This is a genomic window from Nocardioides aequoreus (assembly GCF_000720335.1).
In the GTDB taxonomy this organism is placed as follows: Bacteria; Actinomycetota; Actinomycetes; order Propionibacteriales; family Nocardioidaceae; genus Marmoricola; species Marmoricola aequoreus.
The window spans coordinates 331,523-349,479 of sequence record NZ_JOJN01000002.1; the positions used below are offsets into that span (position 1 = coordinate 331,523).

At 71.3% G+C, this 17,957-nt stretch carries 16 protein-coding genes; all 16 read right to left on the minus strand.

Annotated features, from left to right (window positions below; all coding sequences use genetic code 11):
• Positions 1-83: 83 nt before the first annotated feature.
• Positions 84-1,079 carry a polyprenyl synthetase family protein gene (locus IG63_RS0104140; RefSeq protein ID WP_211249189.1) on the minus strand — a complete coding sequence of 332 codons (996 nt, stop codon included), beginning with the start codon at positions 1,077-1,079 and terminating at the stop codon, positions 84-86.
• Positions 1,076-2,668 (minus strand): NADH-quinone oxidoreductase subunit NuoN, encoded by a 1,593-nt coding sequence (gene nuoN, locus IG63_RS0104145; RefSeq protein ID WP_030483118.1) that lies wholly within the window; start codon positions 2,666-2,668, stop codon positions 1,076-1,078. The genes IG63_RS0104140 and nuoN overlap by 4 nt, the downstream gene beginning before the upstream one ends.
• Positions 2,668-4,191, minus strand: a complete 1,524-nt coding sequence (locus IG63_RS0104150) for an NADH-quinone oxidoreductase subunit M (protein ID WP_030483119.1) — start codon at positions 4,189-4,191, stop codon at positions 2,668-2,670. Before IG63_RS0104150 ends, nuoN begins: the two co-directional genes overlap by 1 nt.
• Positions 4,188-6,095: an NADH-quinone oxidoreductase subunit L gene (nuoL, locus tag IG63_RS0104155; RefSeq protein ID WP_030483120.1), complete on the minus strand. Its 1,908-nt coding sequence runs from the start codon at positions 6,093-6,095 to the stop codon at positions 4,188-4,190. The genes IG63_RS0104150 and nuoL overlap by 4 nt, the downstream gene beginning before the upstream one ends.
• A gap of 64 nt (positions 6,096-6,159) precedes the next feature.
• On the minus strand, positions 6,160-6,459 hold the full coding sequence (gene nuoK, locus IG63_RS0104160) for an NADH-quinone oxidoreductase subunit NuoK (protein ID WP_030483121.1): 300 nt from the start codon (positions 6,457-6,459) through the stop codon (positions 6,160-6,162).
• A complete protein-coding gene (locus tag IG63_RS0104165; protein WP_084596589.1) occupies positions 6,456-7,247 on the minus strand; it encodes an NADH-quinone oxidoreductase subunit J in 792 nt (263 codons plus the stop codon). Before IG63_RS0104165 ends, nuoK begins: the two co-directional genes overlap by 4 nt.
• Entirely contained in the window at positions 7,244-7,807 is a 564-nt protein-coding gene (gene nuoI / locus IG63_RS0104170; protein ID WP_030483123.1) for an NADH-quinone oxidoreductase subunit NuoI, read from the minus strand. Before nuoI ends, IG63_RS0104165 begins: the two co-directional genes overlap by 4 nt.
• On the minus strand, positions 7,807-9,084 hold the full coding sequence (gene nuoH / locus IG63_RS0104175) for an NADH-quinone oxidoreductase subunit NuoH (RefSeq protein WP_030483124.1): 1,278 nt from the start codon (positions 9,082-9,084) through the stop codon (positions 7,807-7,809). Before nuoH ends, nuoI begins: the two co-directional genes overlap by 1 nt.
• On the minus strand, positions 9,084-11,555 hold the full coding sequence (locus tag IG63_RS0104180; RefSeq protein ID WP_030483125.1) for an NADH-quinone oxidoreductase subunit G: 2,472 nt from the start codon (positions 11,553-11,555) through the stop codon (positions 9,084-9,086). The genes nuoH and IG63_RS0104180 overlap by 1 nt, the downstream gene beginning before the upstream one ends.
• Positions 11,552-12,868 carry an NADH-quinone oxidoreductase subunit NuoF gene (gene nuoF / locus IG63_RS0104185; RefSeq protein ID WP_030483126.1) on the minus strand — a complete coding sequence of 439 codons (1,317 nt, stop codon included), beginning with the start codon at positions 12,866-12,868 and terminating at the stop codon, positions 11,552-11,554. Before nuoF ends, IG63_RS0104180 begins: the two co-directional genes overlap by 4 nt.
• Positions 12,865-13,773: an NADH-quinone oxidoreductase subunit NuoE gene (gene nuoE, locus IG63_RS0104190; RefSeq protein WP_084596590.1), complete on the minus strand. Its 909-nt coding sequence runs from the start codon at positions 13,771-13,773 to the stop codon at positions 12,865-12,867. Before nuoE ends, nuoF begins: the two co-directional genes overlap by 4 nt.
• A gap of 67 nt (positions 13,774-13,840) precedes the next feature.
• Positions 13,841-15,175: an NADH-quinone oxidoreductase subunit D gene (locus tag IG63_RS0104195; protein WP_030483128.1), complete on the minus strand. Its 1,335-nt coding sequence runs from the start codon at positions 15,173-15,175 to the stop codon at positions 13,841-13,843.
• Positions 15,176-15,278: 103 nt separating this feature from the next.
• Positions 15,279-15,968 (minus strand): NADH-quinone oxidoreductase subunit C, encoded by a 690-nt coding sequence (locus IG63_RS0104200; protein WP_051706238.1) that lies wholly within the window; start codon positions 15,966-15,968, stop codon positions 15,279-15,281.
• A 68-nt stretch (positions 15,969-16,036) separates the two neighbouring features.
• Positions 16,037-16,591, minus strand: coding sequence for a NuoB/complex I 20 kDa subunit family protein (locus IG63_RS0104205; RefSeq protein WP_030483130.1), 555 nt, complete (start codon positions 16,589-16,591; stop codon positions 16,037-16,039).
• A gap of 63 nt (positions 16,592-16,654) precedes the next feature.
• On the minus strand, positions 16,655-17,014 hold the full coding sequence (locus tag IG63_RS0104210) for an NADH-quinone oxidoreductase subunit A (RefSeq protein ID WP_030483131.1): 360 nt from the start codon (positions 17,012-17,014) through the stop codon (positions 16,655-16,657).
• Positions 17,015-17,183: 169 nt separating this feature from the next.
• Complete coding sequence (locus IG63_RS0104215; RefSeq protein WP_030483132.1) at positions 17,184-17,873, minus strand: demethylmenaquinone methyltransferase; 690 nt, start codon at positions 17,871-17,873, stop codon at positions 17,184-17,186.
• Between the last annotated feature and the right edge of the window lie 84 nt (positions 17,874-17,957).

A 17,957-nucleotide genomic window follows, 5' to 3' on the forward strand; every position in this document is an offset into this window, starting at 1 on the left:
TGTTACCTTCCCACCGAAGTTTCGGTGGGGAGGTGCTGGTTTCACCAGCTAACTGGTGAAACCGGCACCACGACCCCGCGCGCCTATGCCGTCCGGGTCGCGACGAGGTCGGCGAAGGTGTCGAGGGCGTCGCGGACGGGGCCGGGGGGGACGGCCTGGAGGTGGGTCTTGGCCTCGGTGGCGAGGCCGACGACGTAGTCGCGGGCCTCGGCGAGGGCGGGGTGGGCGCGGAGCAGGCCGAGGGCCTCGGCGTGGAGCGCGGGGTCGGTGAGGTCGGCGGCGAGCAGCTCGAGCAGGCGGGCGTCGGCCGGGTCGGTCGAGCGGCGGGCGAGCAGCGTGGTCAGGGTCGGCACACCCTCGCGCAGGTCGGTGCCGGGGGTCTTGCCCGACTCCTCGGAGTCGGAGGCGATGTCGAGGATGTCGTCGGAGAGCTGGAAGGCGACGCCGACCTTCTCGCCGTACGCCGCCAGCGCCTCCTCGACCTCCGCCGGGGTGCCGGAGAAGCGGGCGCCGTAGCGGGCCGAGGTGGCGATCAGCGAGCCGGTCTTGCCGGCCACGGTGCGCAGGTGGTGCTCGAGGGGGTCGGTGCCGTCGATGGGTCCGAGCGTCTCGAGGATCTGCCCCTCCACCAGCCGGGTGAAGGTCCGCGCCTGGATCCGCACGGCGTCGGCACCGAGCTCGGCGGTGAGCTCGGAGGACTTGGAGAAGAGGAAGTCGCCGGTGAGGATCGCGACGTGGTTGTCCCACCGGGCGTTGGCCGAGGCGGCGCCCCGTCGCAGGTCGGCCTCGTCCATGACGTCGTCGTGGTAGAGCGAGGCGAGATGGGTGAGCTCGACGACGCAGGCCGAGGTGATGACCGCGTCGGACGCCGGGGCGGTGCCGGCCTCGGCGGCGAGCAGCACCAGCAGCGGCCGGAAGCGCTTGCCGCCGGCCTCCATCAGGTGGCTGGCCGCCTCGGTGACGAACGCCGCCTCGCTGACGACGTGGCCGGCGAGGGCCTTCTCCACCACGTCGAGCCGTTGCCGCAGCCGGTCCTCGAGGTCCGCGTCGAGGACCGGGAGGGCCAGGGAACCGGTCACCTGATGAATACTCCCACGTTGCCCAGCAGCTCGATCAGTGCACCCGGCACGATCCCGAGCACCAGGGTGACCAGCGTCCCGACCGCGATCACGACCGTGGTGAGGGCGCTCGGCACGGCCACGCTGGGCCCGTCGCCGACGGGCTCGGCGAAGAACATCAGCACGATCACCCGCACGTAGAAGTACGCCGCCACGGCCGACATCAGCACCGCGACGACGACCACCGGCCAGGCGCCGGCGGCGGTGGCGGCGGCGAAGACCGCCCACTTGCCGGTGAAGCCGCTGGTGAGCGGGATGCCGGCCATGGCCAGCAGCAGGAAGGCGAAGACGCCCGCCACCAGCGGCGACTCCTTGCCCAGCCCCTGCCAGCGCGCGAGGTGCGTGGTCTCGCCGCCGGCGTCGCGCACGATGCTGACCACGGCGAAGGCGGCCATCGTGGTGAAGCCGTAGGTGGTCAGGTAGAAGAGCACGGCGCTGACGCCGGTGAGGCCGCCGGGGGCCACCTCGTCGAGCGAGCGGATGCCGAGGAAGCCGGTGAGCAGGAAGCCCGCGTGGGCGATCGAGCTGTAGGCGAGCATCCGCTTGACGTCGGTCTGGCTGATGGCGAGCACCGACCCGACCACCATGGTCAGGATCGCGACCGCCCAGACCATCGGCAGCCAGTCGTCGCGGTTGCCGCCGAAGGCGACGTAGAAGAGCCGCAGCATCGCCCCGAACGCCGCCACCTTGGTGGCCGCGGCCATGAACGCCGTGACCGCGGTCGGCGCGCCCTGGTAGACGTCGGGCGTCCAGGCGTGGAACGGCGCGGCGCCGACCTTGAAGAGCAGGCCGACCGACATCAGGCCGATGCCGCCGAGCAGCAGCGCCCGGCTGCCGGTGTCGGCCGACACGGCGGCGGCGATCTGCGCGAAGCCCATGGAGCCGGCGTAGCCGTAGACCAGGGCGAGGCCGTAGACGAAGAAGCCGGAGCTGAAGGCGCCGAGCAGGAAGTACTTCATCGCCGCCTCCTGCGAGAGCAGGCGGCGACGGCGCGCGAGCCCGCAGAGCAGGTACAGGGGCAGCGAGAGCACCTCGAGCGCGACGAACATCGTCAGCAGGTCGTTGGACGCCGGGAAGAGCATCATGCCGCCGATGGCGAAGAGCATCAGCGGGAAGACCTCGGTGTGCGACAGGCCCCGGGTCGAGGCCTCGCGCTCGGCCTCGGTGCCCGGCAGCGCGGCCGCCTGGCCGGCGAAGGTCAGCACACCGCTCTCGACCTTGCGCTCGGCGAAGAGCATCACGCTGAGCAGGCCCAGCACGCTGAGCAGCACCCAGGTGAAGACCGCCGGGCCGTCGGCGGCCACGGCGCCCGCCGCGACCACGCGGCCGAGCTCGGCCTCGTCGGCGGTGGGGCTGAGCCGTGCGAAGACGACGAGCGAGGCCACCAGGGTGCCGACCATCGCGGCGAGCGACAGCCCGACCTGGACGGCGTAGCGCTGGGCGCGGGGCACGAAGGCCTCGACCAGCACGCCCACGACGGCCGCGAGGAAGACCACCAGCAGCGGCGAGAGCGTCAGCCACTCGACGTTCGGAGCCTGGAAGCCGGTCATCAGGGTGCCTCCCCTTCGGTCACGGAGGGCTGCGGGTCGGTGGTGCCGACCTGCGACATGGTGTCGTCGACGGCCGGGTTGATGACGTCGAGCAGCGGCTGCGGGTAGAAGCCGAGCAGCACGATCAGCGCGAAGAGCGGCGCGACGGCGCCGATCTCGCGGACGCCGAGGTCACGCATGCCCGTCACGCCCGGCGCCACCGGCCCGGTCATGGTGCGCTGGTAGAGCCAGAGCACGTAGACCGCCGCCAGCACGATGCCGAGCACCGCCACCGCACCGGCCCAGGGCGACCACACGAAGGCGCCGACGATCACGAGCAGCTCGGAGACGAAGGGCGAGAGCCCGGGGAGCGCCAGCGAGGAGAGGCCGGCGACCAGGAAGAGCCCGGCGAGCACCGGGGCGACCTTCTCGACCCCGCCGAAGTCCTCGATGCGCTGGGAGCCCCGCCGCTTGACCAGGTAGCCCCCGATCAGGAAGAGCGCAGCGGTCGAGAGCCCGTGGTTGAACATGTAGAGGTTGGCACCCGAGAGGCCCTGGCTGTTCATCACGAAGATGCCCAGCACGATGAAGCCGAAGTGCGACACCGAGGTGTAGGCGATCAGCCGCATGATGTCGCTCGAGCCGATCGCCATGAGGGCGCCGTAGAGGATGCTGAAGATCGCGAGCACCACGACGACCGGCGTCGCCCACACCGAGGCCTCGGGGAAGATCTCGAGGCAGAAGCGGATCATGCCGAAGGTGCCGACCTTGTCGAGCACGCTCACCAGCAGCACCGAGGTGCCGGGCGTGGCCTGCTGCGTGGTGTCGGGCAGCCAGGTGTGCACCGGGAACATCGGCGCCTTGATCGCGAAGGCGATGAAGAAGCCGAGGAACATCCAGCGACCGGCCCAGGTGTCGATGTCGAGCTCCGCGAGCTCGCGCACCAGGTACGTCGGCTCCCCCGCCGCGCTCGACACGGCGTACAGGCCGACCACCGAGGCGAGCATGACGAGCCCGCCGGCGAGGGACCAGAGCAGGAACTTCACGGCGGCACGGACGCGCTCGGGACCGCCGTAGCCCGCCACCAGGAAGTAGACGGGGATCAGCGTCGCCTCGAAGAAGACGTAGAAGAGGAAGACGTCGACGGCGAGGAAGACGCCGAGCGAGAGGCCCTGCAGCGCGAGGATCCAGGCGAACATGCCCTTGGCGCCCCAGCGACCCTCGTCGCCGTCGTGCCACGAGGCCAGCATCACGACCGGGGTCAGGATGCAGGTCAGCAGGACCAGCGCGAGGCCCACGCCGTCGAGCGCGAGGGCGTAGTGGGCGCCGAAGACGCCGATCCACTCGACCTCCTCGACGAACTGCTCGCCGCCGGTGGGCTCGTAGGCGACGGCCAGGCCGACGCCGAGCACGAGGGTCACCAGCGAGAAGCCGAGGGCGACCGTCTTGGGGGCGGTGGCCGCGGCGCGCGCGGGCAGCAGGGCCACCACGACCGACCCGAGGATGGGCAGCAGCAGCAGGACGCTCAGCACGGGGATGCTCATGCGAAGCTCACCGCCACGAGCGCGAGGAGGACCAGGGCGGCGCCGCCGAGCAGCGCGAGGGCGTAGGAGCGGACGAAGCCGTTCTGCACCCGGCGCGCGACCGCCGACAGGCCGCCGATGGCGGAGGCCGTGCCCATGGCACCGCCGTCGACGACGGCGCGGTCGAAGGTCGCGAGGCCGGCGGTGAGCTGCTTGCTCGGCCCGACCACGAGGACGTCGTTGATGGCATCTCCGTAGAGGTCGTGGCGGCCGGCGCGGGTGAAGGGCGAGACGTCGGTCGGCGCCTCGCGCGGGATCTCGCGGCGGCCGAAGAGCATCCAGGCGACCGCGACGCCGATCGCCACGACGACGGTGACGACCAGGCTGATCACGAGCGGCGAGACCGGCAGGTGGTGGGCCTCGCCCTCGCCGGTGACCGGCGCCAGGAACTTCTTGATCCAGTCGCCGGCGATCATGATGCCGCCGAAGACCGAGAGCGCGGCGAGCACGATCAGCGGGATCGTCATCACCTTGGGCGACTCGTGCGGGTGCACGTCGTCCTCCCAGCGCTTCTCGCCGAAGAAGGTCATCAGCATCAGGCGCGTCATGTAGAAGCCGGTGACGCCCGCACCGAGCAGGGCGCACAGGCCCAGCACGAGGTTCTCCGCCAGCGCCGTCTCGATGATGCGGTCCTTGGACCAGAAGCCGGAGAAGCCGGGGAAGCCGATGATCGCGAGGTAGCCCATGGCGAAGGTGATGAAGGTGACCGGCATCGCCTTCTGCAGCGCGCCGTAGTGGCGCATGTCGACGTCGTCGTTGGTGCCGTGCATCACCGAGCCGGCGCCGAGGAACATGTTGGCCTTGAAGGCGCCGTGGGCGACGAGGTGGAAGATCGCGTAGGCGTAGCCCGCGACGCCGAGCCCGGCGGCGAGCACCATGTAGCCGATCTGGCTCATCGTCGAGCCGGCCAGCGTCTTCTTGATGTCGTCCTTGGCGCAGCCGATCCAGGCACCCATCAGCAGCGTGATGGTGCCGATGACGGCGACGGCGGTGCGCGCGGCGTCGGTGTACTCGAAGACGAACTGCGAGCGCACGATCAGGTAGACGCCGGCCGTGACCATCGTCGCGGCGTGGATCAGCGCCGACACCGGGGTCGGGCCCTCCATGGCGTCGAGCAACCAGCTCTGCAGCGGGAACTGCGCGGACTTGCCGCAGGCGGCCAGCAGGAGCAGCAGCCCGATCGCGGTCATCACCCCGGCCGAGGCCTCCGAGGTCAGCGCGCTGACCTCGTCGAAGGAGGTGGTGTGGAAGGTGAAGAAGATCAGGCCCACGCCCAGCGAGAGCCCGATGTCACCGACGCGGTTGATCACGAAGGCCTTCTTGGCCGCGGCCGCGGCCGACGGCTTGTGCTGCCAGAAGCCGATCAGCAGGTACGACGCCAGGCCGACGCCCTCCCAGCCGAGGAAGACCCCGACGTAGTCGGAGCTCAGCACCAGCACCAGCATCGCCGCGACGAAGAGGTTGAGGTAGGCGAAGAAGCGGCGACGACGCACGTCGTGCTCCATGTAGCCGATCGAGTAGACGTGGATCAGCGCGCCGACGCCCGTGATCAGCAGCAGGAAGAGCGCCGAGAGCGGGTCGTAGAGCAGGCCGAGGTCGACGGTCCACTCGCCGGCGGAGAACCACGTCCACAGCGACTGCGTGATCTGCCGCTCGTCCTCGGGACGTCCGAGGATGCCGAGGAAGAGCCACAGCGAGCACACGAAGGAGCCGACGACGGTGGCGGTGCCGAGCAGGTGCCCCCACGCATCGGTACGCCGCCCCCCGAGCAGCAGCACCGCAGCGCCGAGCGCGGGCAGCGCGATCACCAGCACCAGGGGCAGCGCGAGCGAGCCGGCCGCGCCCGGCTCGACGAGGGGCGGCATGCCGCCGCCCTCCGCCGTCAGGACGTCGATGGCAGTTGAGATCACGAGTGGTCGCTCTCCCTTGTCAGTACTTCAGCAGGCTCGCGTCGTCGACCGAGGCCGACCGACGCGTGCGGAAGATGGTCATGATGATGGCCAGCCCGACGACGACCTCGGCCGCCGCGACGACCATGACGAAGAACGCCGCGATCTGGCCGTCGAGGGTGCCGGTGGTGCGGGCGAAGGTGATCAGCGCGAGGTTGCCGGCGTTGAGCATCAGCTCCACGCACATGAAGACCACGATCGCGTTGCGCCGGGTCAGCACCCCGACGGCACCGATGGTGAAGAGGATGGCGCTGAGCACCAGGAAGGGGGTCTCGCTCATCGGCCGGCACCACCCTCCGGGGCGTCGTCACGCGGGGCCACGTCCTCGTCGGAGCCGCCGATGCGCTCGACCTGCGTCGCGCTCCCGGGGGGCGACAGCGTGGAGCCGCGGGCGGTGAGCACCCGCGAGAGCGAGGTGGGCGCAGGCGACCCGTCGGGCAGCAGGGCCGGGGTGTCGACCGCGTTGTGGCGGGCGTAGACGCCGGGTGGGGGCAGCGGACCGAGGTGCTTGCCGTGCTCGGCGTAGTCGCGCATCCGCTGCGCGGCGAGGTCCGCCTGCGTCGCCTTCGGAGTGAGCCGCTCGCGGTGCGCCAGGACCATCGCGCCGAGGGCGGCGGTGATCAGCAGCGCGGCGGTCACCTCGAAGGCCAGGAAGTACGTCGAGAAGAGCACCGCCGCGATGCCCTCGATGTTGCCGCCCGCGTTGGCCTCGCTGAGTCCGACGACGGTGCCCACCGAGACCTGGGCGACGCCCAGCACCAGCAGCACCCCGAAGCCCAGGCCGAGCAGCACCGAGGCCAGGCGCTGGCCACGGATGGTCTCGACCACCGAGTCGGAGGCGTCGACCCCGACGAGCATCAGCACGAAGAGGAAGAGCATCAGGATCGCGCCGGTGTAGACGATGATCTGCACGGCGAAGAGGAAGGGCGCGTCCTGCACGGCGTACAGCACGGCCAGGCTGATCATCACGACCGCCAGCAGCAGCGCGCAGTGCACCGCCTTGCGGGCGAGCACCATGCCCAGCGCGGCGACCACCATGACCGGCGCGAGGATCCAGAAGGCGATCACGCGGTCTCACCACCCGTGCCGGTGCCCGTGCTGGTGCCGGTGTGCGGCCGGAGGTTGCGGCGGTAGTAGTCGCCCTCGTCGGCGCCGTCCTGCATCGGGTGCGGGGGCGCCTCCATGCCCGGCAGCAGCGGCGCGAGCAGGTCGGACTTCTCGTAGATCAGGTCGCTGCGGTTGTTGTCGGCCAGCTCGTACTCGTTGGTCATCGTCAGCGCGCGCGTCGGGCAGGCCTCGATGCAGAGCCCGCACAGGATGCAGCGCAGGTAGTTGATCTGGTAGACGCGGCCGTAGCGCTCGCCGGGGCTGAAGCGCTCCTCGTCGGTGTTGGGGGCGCCCTCGACGTAGATCGCGTCGGCCGGGCAGGCCCAGGCGCACAGCTCGCAGCCGATGCACTTCTCCAGGCCGTCGCTCCAGCGGTTGAGCTGGTGGCGGCCGTGGAAGCGCGGGGCCGTGGGCTCCTTCTGCTCGGGGTACTGCTCGGTGACGACCTTGCGGAACATCGTCCGGAAGGTCACCCCGAACCCGGCGACCGGGTCCCAGAGCTGCTCCTTCAACGAGGCCATCAGTCGTTCCCTCCGTCATGGGTGGTCGCGCCGGTGGGCACCCGGGCGGGCAGCTCCTGGCCGGGCATGGGCGGCACCGGGTAGCCGCCGGCGAACGCGTCGAACTCGGCCCGCTCGGGCTCGGGCTCGGGCTGGCGCCGCTCGGGCAGCAGGAGCAGCACGACGAGCACCGCCGCGAAGACGCCCGCCGCCACGAACAGCCAGGTCTGGTCGAGCTGGCCGGCGTACTCGTTGCGCACGATCCGCATGCCGGCCACGCCCACGATCCAGACCAGGGAGATCGGGATCAGCACCTTCCAGCCGAAGTCCATGAACTGGTCGTAGCGCAGCCGCGGCAGCGAGCCCCGGAGCCAGATGAAGAAGAAGATGAAGGCGAGCATCTTGCCGAAGAACCACAGCACCGGCCAGTAGCCCTCGTTGGCGCCCTCCCAGACCTGGGCGATGCCGAAGGGCGCGCGCCAGCCGCCGAGGAAGAGCGTCGTGGCGATCGCCGAGACGGTCGCCATGTTGATGTACTCGGCGAGGAAGAAGAGCGCGAACTTCAGCGACGAGTACTCGGTGTGGAAGCCGCCGACGAGCTCGCCCTCGGCCTCGGGCAGGTCGAAGGGGGCGCGGTTGACCTCGCCGACCATCGAGATCACGTAGATGATGAAGGACGGCAGCAGCGGGACGAAGTACCACAGCCCCGCCTGGGCGTTGACGATCTCGGAGGTCGACATCGTGCCGGCCTGGAGGAAGACCGTGATCAGGGCCAGGCCCATCGCGACCTCGTAGGAGATCATCTGGGCGCTGGAGCGCAGGCCGCCGAGCAGGGAGTAGGTGGAGCCGCTCGACCAGCCGCCCAGGACGATGCCGTAGATGCCGATCGAGGCGATCGCCATCACGAAGATGACGGCCACCGGCATGTCGGTGAGCTGCAGCGGCGTGACGACGTCGGTGAAGGGGATCCGGACCTCGGGCCCGAAGGGGATCACCGAGAAGGTCACGAAGGCCGGCACCACGACGATCACGGGCGCCAGGACGAAGACCACCTTGTCGGCGGCCTTGGGGATGATGTCCTCCTTCAGCGCCAGCTTCACGCCGTCGGCGAGACTCTGCAGCAGGCCGAAGGGGCCGTTGCGGTTGGGGCCGATGCGGTGCTGCATCCGCGCCACCACCCGGCGCTCCCACCAGATGTTGAAGAGCGTCAGCAGCACCAGCACCACGAAGACCAGCACGGCCTTGAGGATCACGACCCACACGGGGTCCTGACCGAAGCTCTCCAGCGTCGGGCCCATCAGACGTCTCCTCCGAAGGTCAGCGACACCGCGGACCCCGCGGGGCCGACGAGGTGGCGCACCGAGAGCCCGGGCGCGCTCGCCGGCGCCCAGCAGGTGCCGTCGGCGAGGTCGGCGACGCCGATGGGGAGCTCGGCCGAGCCGAGCGGACCCGTCAGCGTGACCCGCTCCCCCGGACGGGCGCCCAGCCGGTCGAGCACGGCCTGCGAGACCAGCACCCGGGGGGCGCGGGCCGTGGCCCGGAAGTCGTCGTCGCCGTCCTGGAGCCGGCCGTCGTCGACCAGCTGCTTCCACGAGGCCAGCACGAGGCCCGGGGCCTCGCCCGCGGTGGACGCGGACGGCGCGACGTGGTCGTGCGCCGCTCGCTCGCCGTCCCAGCCGCCGAGCTGGGCGAGCTCGTCCCAGGCCTGCTCGGGCGAGCGGACGCCGAGGCGCACGCCCATCTCCTCGGCGATCCCGGCCAGCACGCGGACGTCGGGCAGCGAGCCCGGCACGTGGAGCACCGGGCCGAACTGGCGCACCCGGCCCTCCCAGTTGACGTAGGAGCCGGACTTGTCGGTGGGCGGCGCGACGGGGAGCACGACGTCGGCGAGCGCGGTCACGGCCGACTCGCGCACCTCCAGGGAGACCAGGAAGCCCACCTGCGCCAGTGCCTTCGCGGCGAGGACCGGGTCGGGCAGGTCGCCGGGGTCGACGCCGCCGACGACGAGACCGCCGAGCTCGCCGGACGCCGCCGCGGCGACGATGCCGTCGGTGTCGCGGCCCGCCTGGGCCGGCACGTCGTCGACGCCCCAGGCGGCAGCCAGGTCGACCCGGGCGGCGGCGTCGGCGACGGGACGCCCCCCGGGCAGCAGGGTCGGTAGGCAGCCGACCTCGACCGCGCCGCGGTCGCCGGCGCGACGCGGGATCCAGGCCGCGCGGGCACCCGTGGTGGCCGCGAGCCGCGCGACGGCGCTGAGCACGCCGGGCACGGCGGCCATCCGCTCGCCGACCAGGATGAGCCCGCCGGCGTCGAGGGCGACGTCGCCGTCGTGGGCGAGCGCCTCGACCGCCGCGGCCTCGTCGCCGGGACGGGTCGGGATCAGCGTGCCGCCGAGCTTGTGCAGCCCGCGCGAGGTGTAGGGCGCGATCGACCAGACGCCCAGCAGCGACGACCCGGAGGTCACGCCGCCGCGGGCGGCCTTGCGCAGGCGCAGGAACACCGAGCCGGCCTCGTCCTCGGGCTCGAAGCCCACCAGCACCACGGCCCGGGCCGACTCCAGGTCGGCGTAGGTCACCGCACCATCGCCGGGCGTGGTGCCGGCGACGTGGGCGGCGAGGTAGGCCGCCTCCTCCGGCGAGTGCGCCCGGGCGCGGAAGTCGACGTCGTTGGTGCCGAGCGCGACGCGGGCGAACTTGGCGTAGGCGTAGGCGTCCTCGACGGTCAGGCGACCACCGGGCAGCACGCCGACGCCGCCGGCCTCACGGGCGGCGGCGAGCCCGCGCGCCGCGACCGCGAAGGCCTCGGGCCAGCTCGCCGCGCGCAGCTCACCGGGCTCCCCGTCGGGGCCGTGGTCGCGCACCAGCGGGTGGGTCAGCCGGTCGTCGAGCCGGCTCCAGCGGAAGCCGAAGCGGTCCTTGTCGGTGATCCACTCCTCGTTGACCTCGGGGTCGTCGCCGGCCAGGCGGCGCATCACCTTGCCGCGGCGGTGGTCGACCCGGATCGCGGAGCCACTGGCGTCGTGCTCGGTCACGCTCGGCGTGGAGACGAGGTCGAAGGGACGCGAGCGGAAGCGGTAGGACGACGAGGTCAGCGCCCCCACGGGGCAGATCTGGATGGTGTTGCCGGAGAAGTAGCTCTCGAAGGGCTCCTTCTCGTAGATGCCGACCTGCTGCAGCGCCCCGCGCTCGACCAGCGCGATGAAGGGGTCGCCGGCGATCTGCTCGGAGAAGCGTGTGCAGCGCGCGCACAGCACGCAGCGCTCCCGGTCGAGCAGCACGGCGGCCGAGATGTTGATCGGCTTGGGGTAGAGCCGCTTGTGCTCGACGAAGCGGGTCTCGCCGCGGCCGTTGCTCATCGCCTGGTTCTGCAGCGGGCACTCGCCGCCCTTGTCGCAGACGGGGCAGTCGAGCGGGTGGTTGATGAGCAGCAGCTCCATCACGCCCTGCTGCGCCTTGTCAGCGACCGGCGAGGTGGCCTGGGTGTTGACCACCATGCCGTCGGCGACGGTGAGCGTGCACGACGCCTGCGGCTTGGGCATGCCGCGGCCGTTGCCGGCGTCGGGCACCTCGACCAGGCACTGGCGGCAGGCGCCCACGGGCGCCAGCAGCGGGTGGTCGCAGAAGCGCGGGATCTGCACGCCGATCTGCTCGGCGGCCCGGATCACCAGGGTGTCCTTGGGCACGGAGACCTCGACGCCGTCGATGGTCACCGTGACCTCGTCGCTGCGCTGCGGCGCGGTCTCCTTCGACTTCTCCGGGGTCGTCGTCACGCCGGGACCTCCTGACGGGCGAAGACCGTGGAGGCCTCGCGGTCGAAGGGGCAGCCCCCGTGGGTGAGGTGGGCCAGGTACTCCTCGCGGAAGTACTGGATCGAGGAGGTGATCGGGCTGGTGGCACCGTCGCCGAGCGCGCAGAAGGAGCGCCCCAGGATGTTGTCGCAGACGTCGTCGAGCAGGTCGAGGTCGGACTCCTGACCCTTGCCCTGCTCGAGGTTGGCCAGCGTCTGCACCAGCCACCAGGTGCCCTCGCGGCACGGCGTGCACTTGCCGCACGACTCGTGCTTGTAGAACTCGGTCCACCGCAGCACGGCGCGCACCACGCAGGTGGTCTCGTCGAAGAGCTGCAGCGCGCGCGTGCCGAGCATCGAGCCGGCGCCCGCTACGCCCTCGAAGTCGAGCGGCACGTCGAGGTGCTCGGCGGTGAGGATCGGGGTGCTGGACCCGCCGGGGGTCCAGAACTTCAGCTCGTGGCCCTCGCGCATGCCGCCGGCGAGGTCGATCAGCTCGCGCAGCGTGATGCCGAGCGGGGCCTCGAACTGCCCCGGGTTGGCGACGTGGCCGGAGAGGCTGAAGATGCCGAAGCCCTTGGACTTCTCGGTGCCCATCGAGGCGAACCACTCGGCCCCGCGCGCGATGATGCTCGGCACCGACGCGATCGACTCGACGTTGTTGATCACCGTGGGGCTGGCGTAGAGGCCGGCGACCGCCGGGAAGGGCGGGCGCAGCCGGGGCTGCCCGCGGCGTCCCTCGAGGGAGTCGAGCAGCGCCGTCTCCTCACCGCAGATGTAGGCACCGGCCCCGGCGTGCACGGTCAGCTCGAGGCTGTAGCCGGAGCCGTGGATGTCGGTGCCGAGGTGGCCGGCGAGGTAGGCCTCCTGCACGGCGCGCTGCAGCCGCCGGACGACGTGGAGCACCTCGCCCCGCACGTAGATGAAGGCGTGGCTGGCCCGGATGGCGTAGGAGGCGATGATGACGCCCTCCACCAGCGTGTGCGGGCTGGCCATCATCAGCGGGACGTCCTTGCAGGTGCCCGGCTCGGACTCGTCGGCGTTGACCACGAGGTACTTGGGCTTGGGGTTGTCCTGCGGGATGAAGCCCCACTTCATGCCGGTCGGGAAGCCCGCGCCGCCACGGCCGCGCAGGTTGGAGGCCTTGACGGCCTCGACCACGTCGGCGGGCGCCATGCCGAGGGCGGTGCGCACGGCGGCGTACCCCCCGCGGTCCTCGTAGGACGCCAGGGTCCACGAGCGGTCGGCGTCCCAGTTGTCCGTCAGGACCGGGGTCAGGGTGTCGAAGCGGCTCACTTGTCGTCGCCCCCAGGGTTGTCGGGGTTGTCCTCGTGCTTGACGTCGGCGTCGGACGCCGCGACCGCGGCGTCGTCCTCGATCTCCTCGGCCTCGTGCGAGCCCTCGGCCGCGCCGGAGCTGGCGGGGTCGACCTGCTCGGCGGTGGCCTCGGCGGCAGAGTCGTCGTCGCCGTCGGGCCGGGCCTCGGCGGTCCACTCGCGCTCGCGCGCGATCTGCAGCCCCACCAGCGAGGAGGGGCCGGCCGACGGTCCCTCGTCGGCGAGGTCGTCGGGGAAGCCGGCGAGCACCCGCTCGGCCTGGCGCCAGGTCACCAGGCGGGGCCCCCGCGTGCTGCTGACGGGCTCGCCCGCCCGGAGCCGGTCGACGAGCGCGCAGGCCGAGTCGGGCGTCATGTTGTCCATGAACTCCCAGTTGACCGTCATCACCGGTGCGTAGTCGCAGGCGGCGTTGCACTCGACGTGCTCGAGGGTGATCGCGCCATCGTCGGTGGTCTCGTCGTTGCCGACGTCGAGGTGCTCCTTGAGCCGCTCGAAGATCAGGTCGCCGCCCATCACCGCGCACAGCGTGTTGGTGCAGACACCGACGTGGTAGTCGCCGACCGGACGCCGCTTGTACATCGTGTAGAAGGTCGCCACGCCGCTGACCTCGGCCGCGGAGATGCCGAGGATCTCGGCGCAGGCCTCGATGCCGCGGGAGGTCACCCGGCCCTCGACGCTCTGCACCAGGTGCAGCATCGGCAGCAGCCCGGAGCGGGCCTGGGGGTAGCGGGCGCCGATCTCGCGCAGCTCGGCGTACGTCGCCGCGTCGAGCGGCTCGCTGGTCTCGGCCGTGGTCGACACGGCGGCGGCGTTGGTGCCGTCGTCGATGCCGGGGATCCGGCTGGCACCGTCGGACGCGGTCATCGGGGTCCCCTCACGATTGTCGACGGGAGGAGCGAAGCGGGGGACGGAGAGAATCGGGTGGGGTGGTTCATCGGTCGACACCTCCCATCACGGGGTCGATGGAGGCGATCGCCACGATGACGTCGGCCACCTGGCCGCCCTCGCTCATCACGGAGGTCGCCTGCAGGTTGACGAAGGACGGGTCGCGGAAGTGCGCGCGGAAGGGCCGGGTGCCGCCGTCGGAGACGACGTGGGCGCCGAGCTCGCCGCGGGGCGACTCGACCGGCACGTAGGCCTGGCCCGGCGGGACGCGGAAGCCCTCGGTCACCAGCTTGAAGTGGTGGATCAGGGCCTCCATCGACTCGCCCATGATGTGCTGGATGTGGTCGGGGCTGTTGCCCATGCCGTCGGCGCCGATCGAGAGCTGGCTGGGCCACGCGATCTTCTTGTCGGCCACCATCACGGGAGCGCCCTCCAGGTCCGCGAGCCGGTCGGTGGCCTGCTCGACGATGCGCAGCGACTCCCACATCTCGTCGAGCCGGATCCGGAAGCGGCCGTAGGCGTCCATGGAGTCGCGGGTCGGGACGTCGAACTCGTAGTCCTCGTAGCCGCTGTAGGGCTGGCTCTTGCGCAGGTCCCACGGGTAGCCGGTGGAGCGCAGCACGGGACCGGTGATGCCGAGCGCCAGGCAGCCGGCGAGGTCGAGGTGACCGACGCCGTCGAGGCGGGCCTTGAAGATCGGGTTGGCGTTGCAGAGCGCGGCGTACTCGGGCAGCCGCTTCTTCATCAGCTTGACGAAGTCGCGGATCTCGTCGAGGGCGCCGGCCGGAAGGTCCTGGGCGACGCCGCCGGGGCGGATGAAGGCGTGGTTCATGCGCAGCCCGGTGATGAGCTCGAAGAGGTCGAGGACCAGCTCGCGCTCGCGGAAGCCCACCGTCATGACGGTGAGCGCGCCGATCTCCATGCCGCCGGTGGCGATGCAGACGAGGTGGGAGGAGAGCCGGTTGAGCTCCATCAGGAGCACCCGCATGACCTGCGCCTTCTCCGGCACGTCGTCCTCGATGTCGAGCAGCCGCTCGACGCCCATGGCGTAGGTCGCCTCGTTGTAGAAGGGGCTCAGGTAGTCCATCCGGGTGCAGAAGGTGGTGCCCTGCACCCAGGTGCGGAACTCCATGTTCTTCTCGATGCCGGTGTGCAGGTAGCCGATGCCGCACCGGGCCTCGGTGACGGTCTCGCCCTCGAGCTCCAGGATCAGCCGGAGCACCCCGTGCGTCGAGGGGTGCTGGGGCCCCATGTTGACCACGACCTTGTCGTCGTGCTCCTCCTGCAGGCCCTCGGTGATGGAGTCCCAGTCCTGCCCGGTGACGGTGAAGACCCGTCCCTGGCTGGTCTCCGCGCCGGCGGCGTACGCGTCCTGTGTCATCAGTGGTAGGCCCTTCGGGTGTCGGGCGGCGGGATGGTGCCGCCCTGCGCCCGGAGGGCGCCAGACGGCGCAGTGTCCTTGCGCTGGGGGTGGCCGGGCCGCATCAGTTGTAGGCCCTTCGGGTGTCGGGCGGCGGGATGGTGCCGCCCTTGTACTCCACGGGGATCCCGCCCAAGGGGTAGTCCTTGCGCTGGGGGTGGCCGGGCCAGTCGTCCGGCATCTGGATGCGGGTGAGCGCGGGGTGGCCGTCGAAGACGATGCCGAAGAAGTCGAAGGCCTCGCGCTCGTGCCAGTCGGCGGTGGGGTAGGTCGGCACCACGCTCGGCACGTGCGGGTCGGCGTCGGGGCAGGTCACCTCGAGGCGGATCCGGCGGTTGTGGGTCATCGAGAGCAGGTGGTAGACGACGTGCAGCTCGCGACCGGTGTCCTCGGGGTAGTGCACCCCGCTGACCGAGGAGCACAGCTCGAAGCGCAGCCGCGCGTCGTCGCGGAGCCGCCGCGCCAGGGCGGCCAGGTGCTCGCGGCGCACGAAGAAGGTGATCTCGCCGCGGTGGACCACGACCTTCTCGAAGGGCGCGCCGATGCCGTCGTCGGCGGCGCCCTCGGCCAGCGCGGTGGCGACCTCGTCGAACCAGCCGCCGTACGGCGCCTCGGTGCCGCCCGGCATCGCCACCTCGCGCACCAGCCCGCCGTAGCCGGAGGTGTCACCGGTGCCGCGGACGCCGAACATGCCCTGGCGCCGGCCGAGGGGCTCGGGACCCGCGCCCGTGGGCGAGGGGGTGTTCTCCGGCAGCCGTGACGTGACGTCGGGCTCGGTGCGGGCCGGACGGTCGTTCTCGGTGCGGGGCTCCTGGTCCTCGCTCACCGCATGAGCCCCTTCATCTGGCTGGTGGGCGCGGCGTTGAGCGCGGCGGTCTCCTGCTCGACGATCTCGGCGGTGCGGTGGGCGCCCATCTTGGTCGCCTGCACCTGGTCGTGGAGCTTGAGGATCGCGTCAATGAGCATCTCGGGACGCGGGGGGCAGCCGGGCAGGTACATGTCGACCGGCACGACGTGGTCGACGCCCTGGACGATCGCGTAGTTGTTGAACATGCCGCCCGAGCTGGCGCACACGCCCATGGCGAGGACCCACTTGGGCTCGGCCATCTGGTCGTAGATCTGGCGGAGCACCGGCGCCATCTTCTGGCTGACCCGACCCGCGACGATCATCAGGTCGGCCTGGCGCGGGCTGGCCCGGAAGACCTCCATGCCGAAGCGTGCGAGGTCGTACTTCGGTCCGCCGCTGGTCATCATCTCGATGGCGCAGCAGGCCAGGCCGAAGGTGGCGGGCCAGAAGGACGCCTTGCGCATGTAGCCGGCGACGCCCTCGACGGTGGTCAGGAGCACCCCGCTGGGGAGCTTCTCCTCGATTCCCACTGGTTCGGTCCCTCCGGGGAGTGGTGCGTGACTGGGGTGGTGTCGGGGGGGGTCGGCCGGGACTCAGTCCCAGTCGAGTCCCCCGCGCTTGAACTCGTAGACGTAGGCGATGGTGATGTTGACCAGGAAGAGCAGCATCGCGAGGAAGCCGAAGAGGGCCAGCTCGTCGAAGTAGATCGCCCACGGCACGAGGAACATGATCTCGACGTCGAAGATGATGAAGGTCATCGCGACGGTGTAGTACTTCACGGGGATGCGCCCACCGCCGTGGGCCTGCGGCGTCGGCTCGATGCCGCACTCGTAGGAGTCGAGCTTGGCCCGGTTGTAGCGGGCCGGGCCGGTCAGCGAGCTGACCACCACCGAGAAGACGGCGAAGCCGAGCGCCAGGACCATCAGCGCCAGGATCGGCGTGTAGAGCTCCATGGTCCTCCTCGTCAGCGACTGTGCTCGTGCACTCGTGAAATGCTTCACGAAGTCCGGCGACCACTCAGCATAGAGGCCCGCGTCACATCCCGCGAACCCCCCTCCGGGGGTGTCGTACCCGGCCTGACCTGCAGATTTACCGCACGGTGCTGTTGCGTAATTACGAGGCTCAGGCGGTGGCGCGATGGAGCGCCACGATGCCGGCGGAGAGGTTCTGCCACTCCACGTCGTGCCACCCCGCCGCGGCCAGGCGCGCGGCCAGGGCCGGCTGGTCGGGCCACGACCGGATCGACTCGGCGAGGTAGACGTAGGCGTCGGGGCTGGAGGAGACGGCGCGCGCCACCGGGGGCAGCGCCCGCATCAGGTACTCGACGTAGACGGTGCGGAAGGGCGCCCACGTCGGGCTGCTGAACTCGCAGACCACCAGCCGCCCGCCCGGGCGCACGACGCGGCGGATCTCGCGAAGGCCTGCATCGGGGTCGACGACGTTGCGCAGCCCGAAGCTGATCGTGGCGGCGTCGAAGGAGTCGTCGGCGAAGGGCAGCCGGGTGGCGTCTCCGGCCGTGAAGGGCAGCTGCGGCCGCGCCTTCTTGCCGACGCGCAGCATCCCGACCGAGAAGTCGCAGGGCACGACGTGGGCGCCGTGCTCGGCGAAGGGCACCGAGGAGGTGCCGGTGCCGGCGGCGAGGTCGAGCACCCGCATGCCCGGCCGCGGGTCGACCGCGCGCAGCACGGCGCGGCGCCAGCGGCGGTCCTGCCCGAGCGAGAGCACGTCGTTGGTGACGTCGTAGCGCTTGGCGACGGCGTCGAACATCGCCTGCACCTCGTCGGGGCGCTTGTCCAGGCTCGCTCGGGTCACGCAGCGAAGCGTAGGCGGGGCCGGGGGACGCTGCGAAACCGCGGGGCGCTGCGGGGAGTCCTACCGGGAGAGCGCCGTCGGCTC

Coding starts and splice junctions, on each gene's coding strand:
- nuoN (WP_030483118.1), bottom strand. CDS start 2,668: ATGACCGGCTTCCAGGCTCCGAACGTCGAGTGGCTGACGCTCTCGCCG.
- IG63_RS0104150 (WP_030483119.1), bottom strand. CDS start 4,191: ATGAGCATCCCCGTGCTGAGCGTCCTGCTGCTGCTGCCCATCCTCGGG.
- nuoL (WP_030483120.1), bottom strand. CDS start 6,095: ATGCCGCCCCTCGTCGAGCCGGGCGCGGCCGGCTCGCTCGCGCTGCCC.
- nuoK (WP_030483121.1), bottom strand. CDS start 6,459: ATGAGCGAGACCCCCTTCCTGGTGCTCAGCGCCATCCTCTTCACCATC.
- nuoI (WP_030483123.1), bottom strand. CDS start 7,807: ATGGCCTCGTTGAAGGAGCAGCTCTGGGACCCGGTCGCCGGGTTCGGG.
- nuoH (WP_030483124.1), bottom strand. CDS start 9,084: ATGGGCCCGACGCTGGAGAGCTTCGGTCAGGACCCCGTGTGGGTCGTG.
- nuoE (WP_084596590.1), bottom strand. CDS start 13,773: ATGACCGCGTCCGACGGTGCCAGCCGGATCCCCGGCATCGACGACGGC.
- IG63_RS0104195 (WP_030483128.1), bottom strand. CDS start 15,175: ATGACACAGGACGCGTACGCCGCCGGCGCGGAGACCAGCCAGGGACGG.
- IG63_RS0104210 (WP_030483131.1), bottom strand. CDS start 17,014: ATGGAGCTCTACACGCCGATCCTGGCGCTGATGGTCCTGGCGCTCGGC.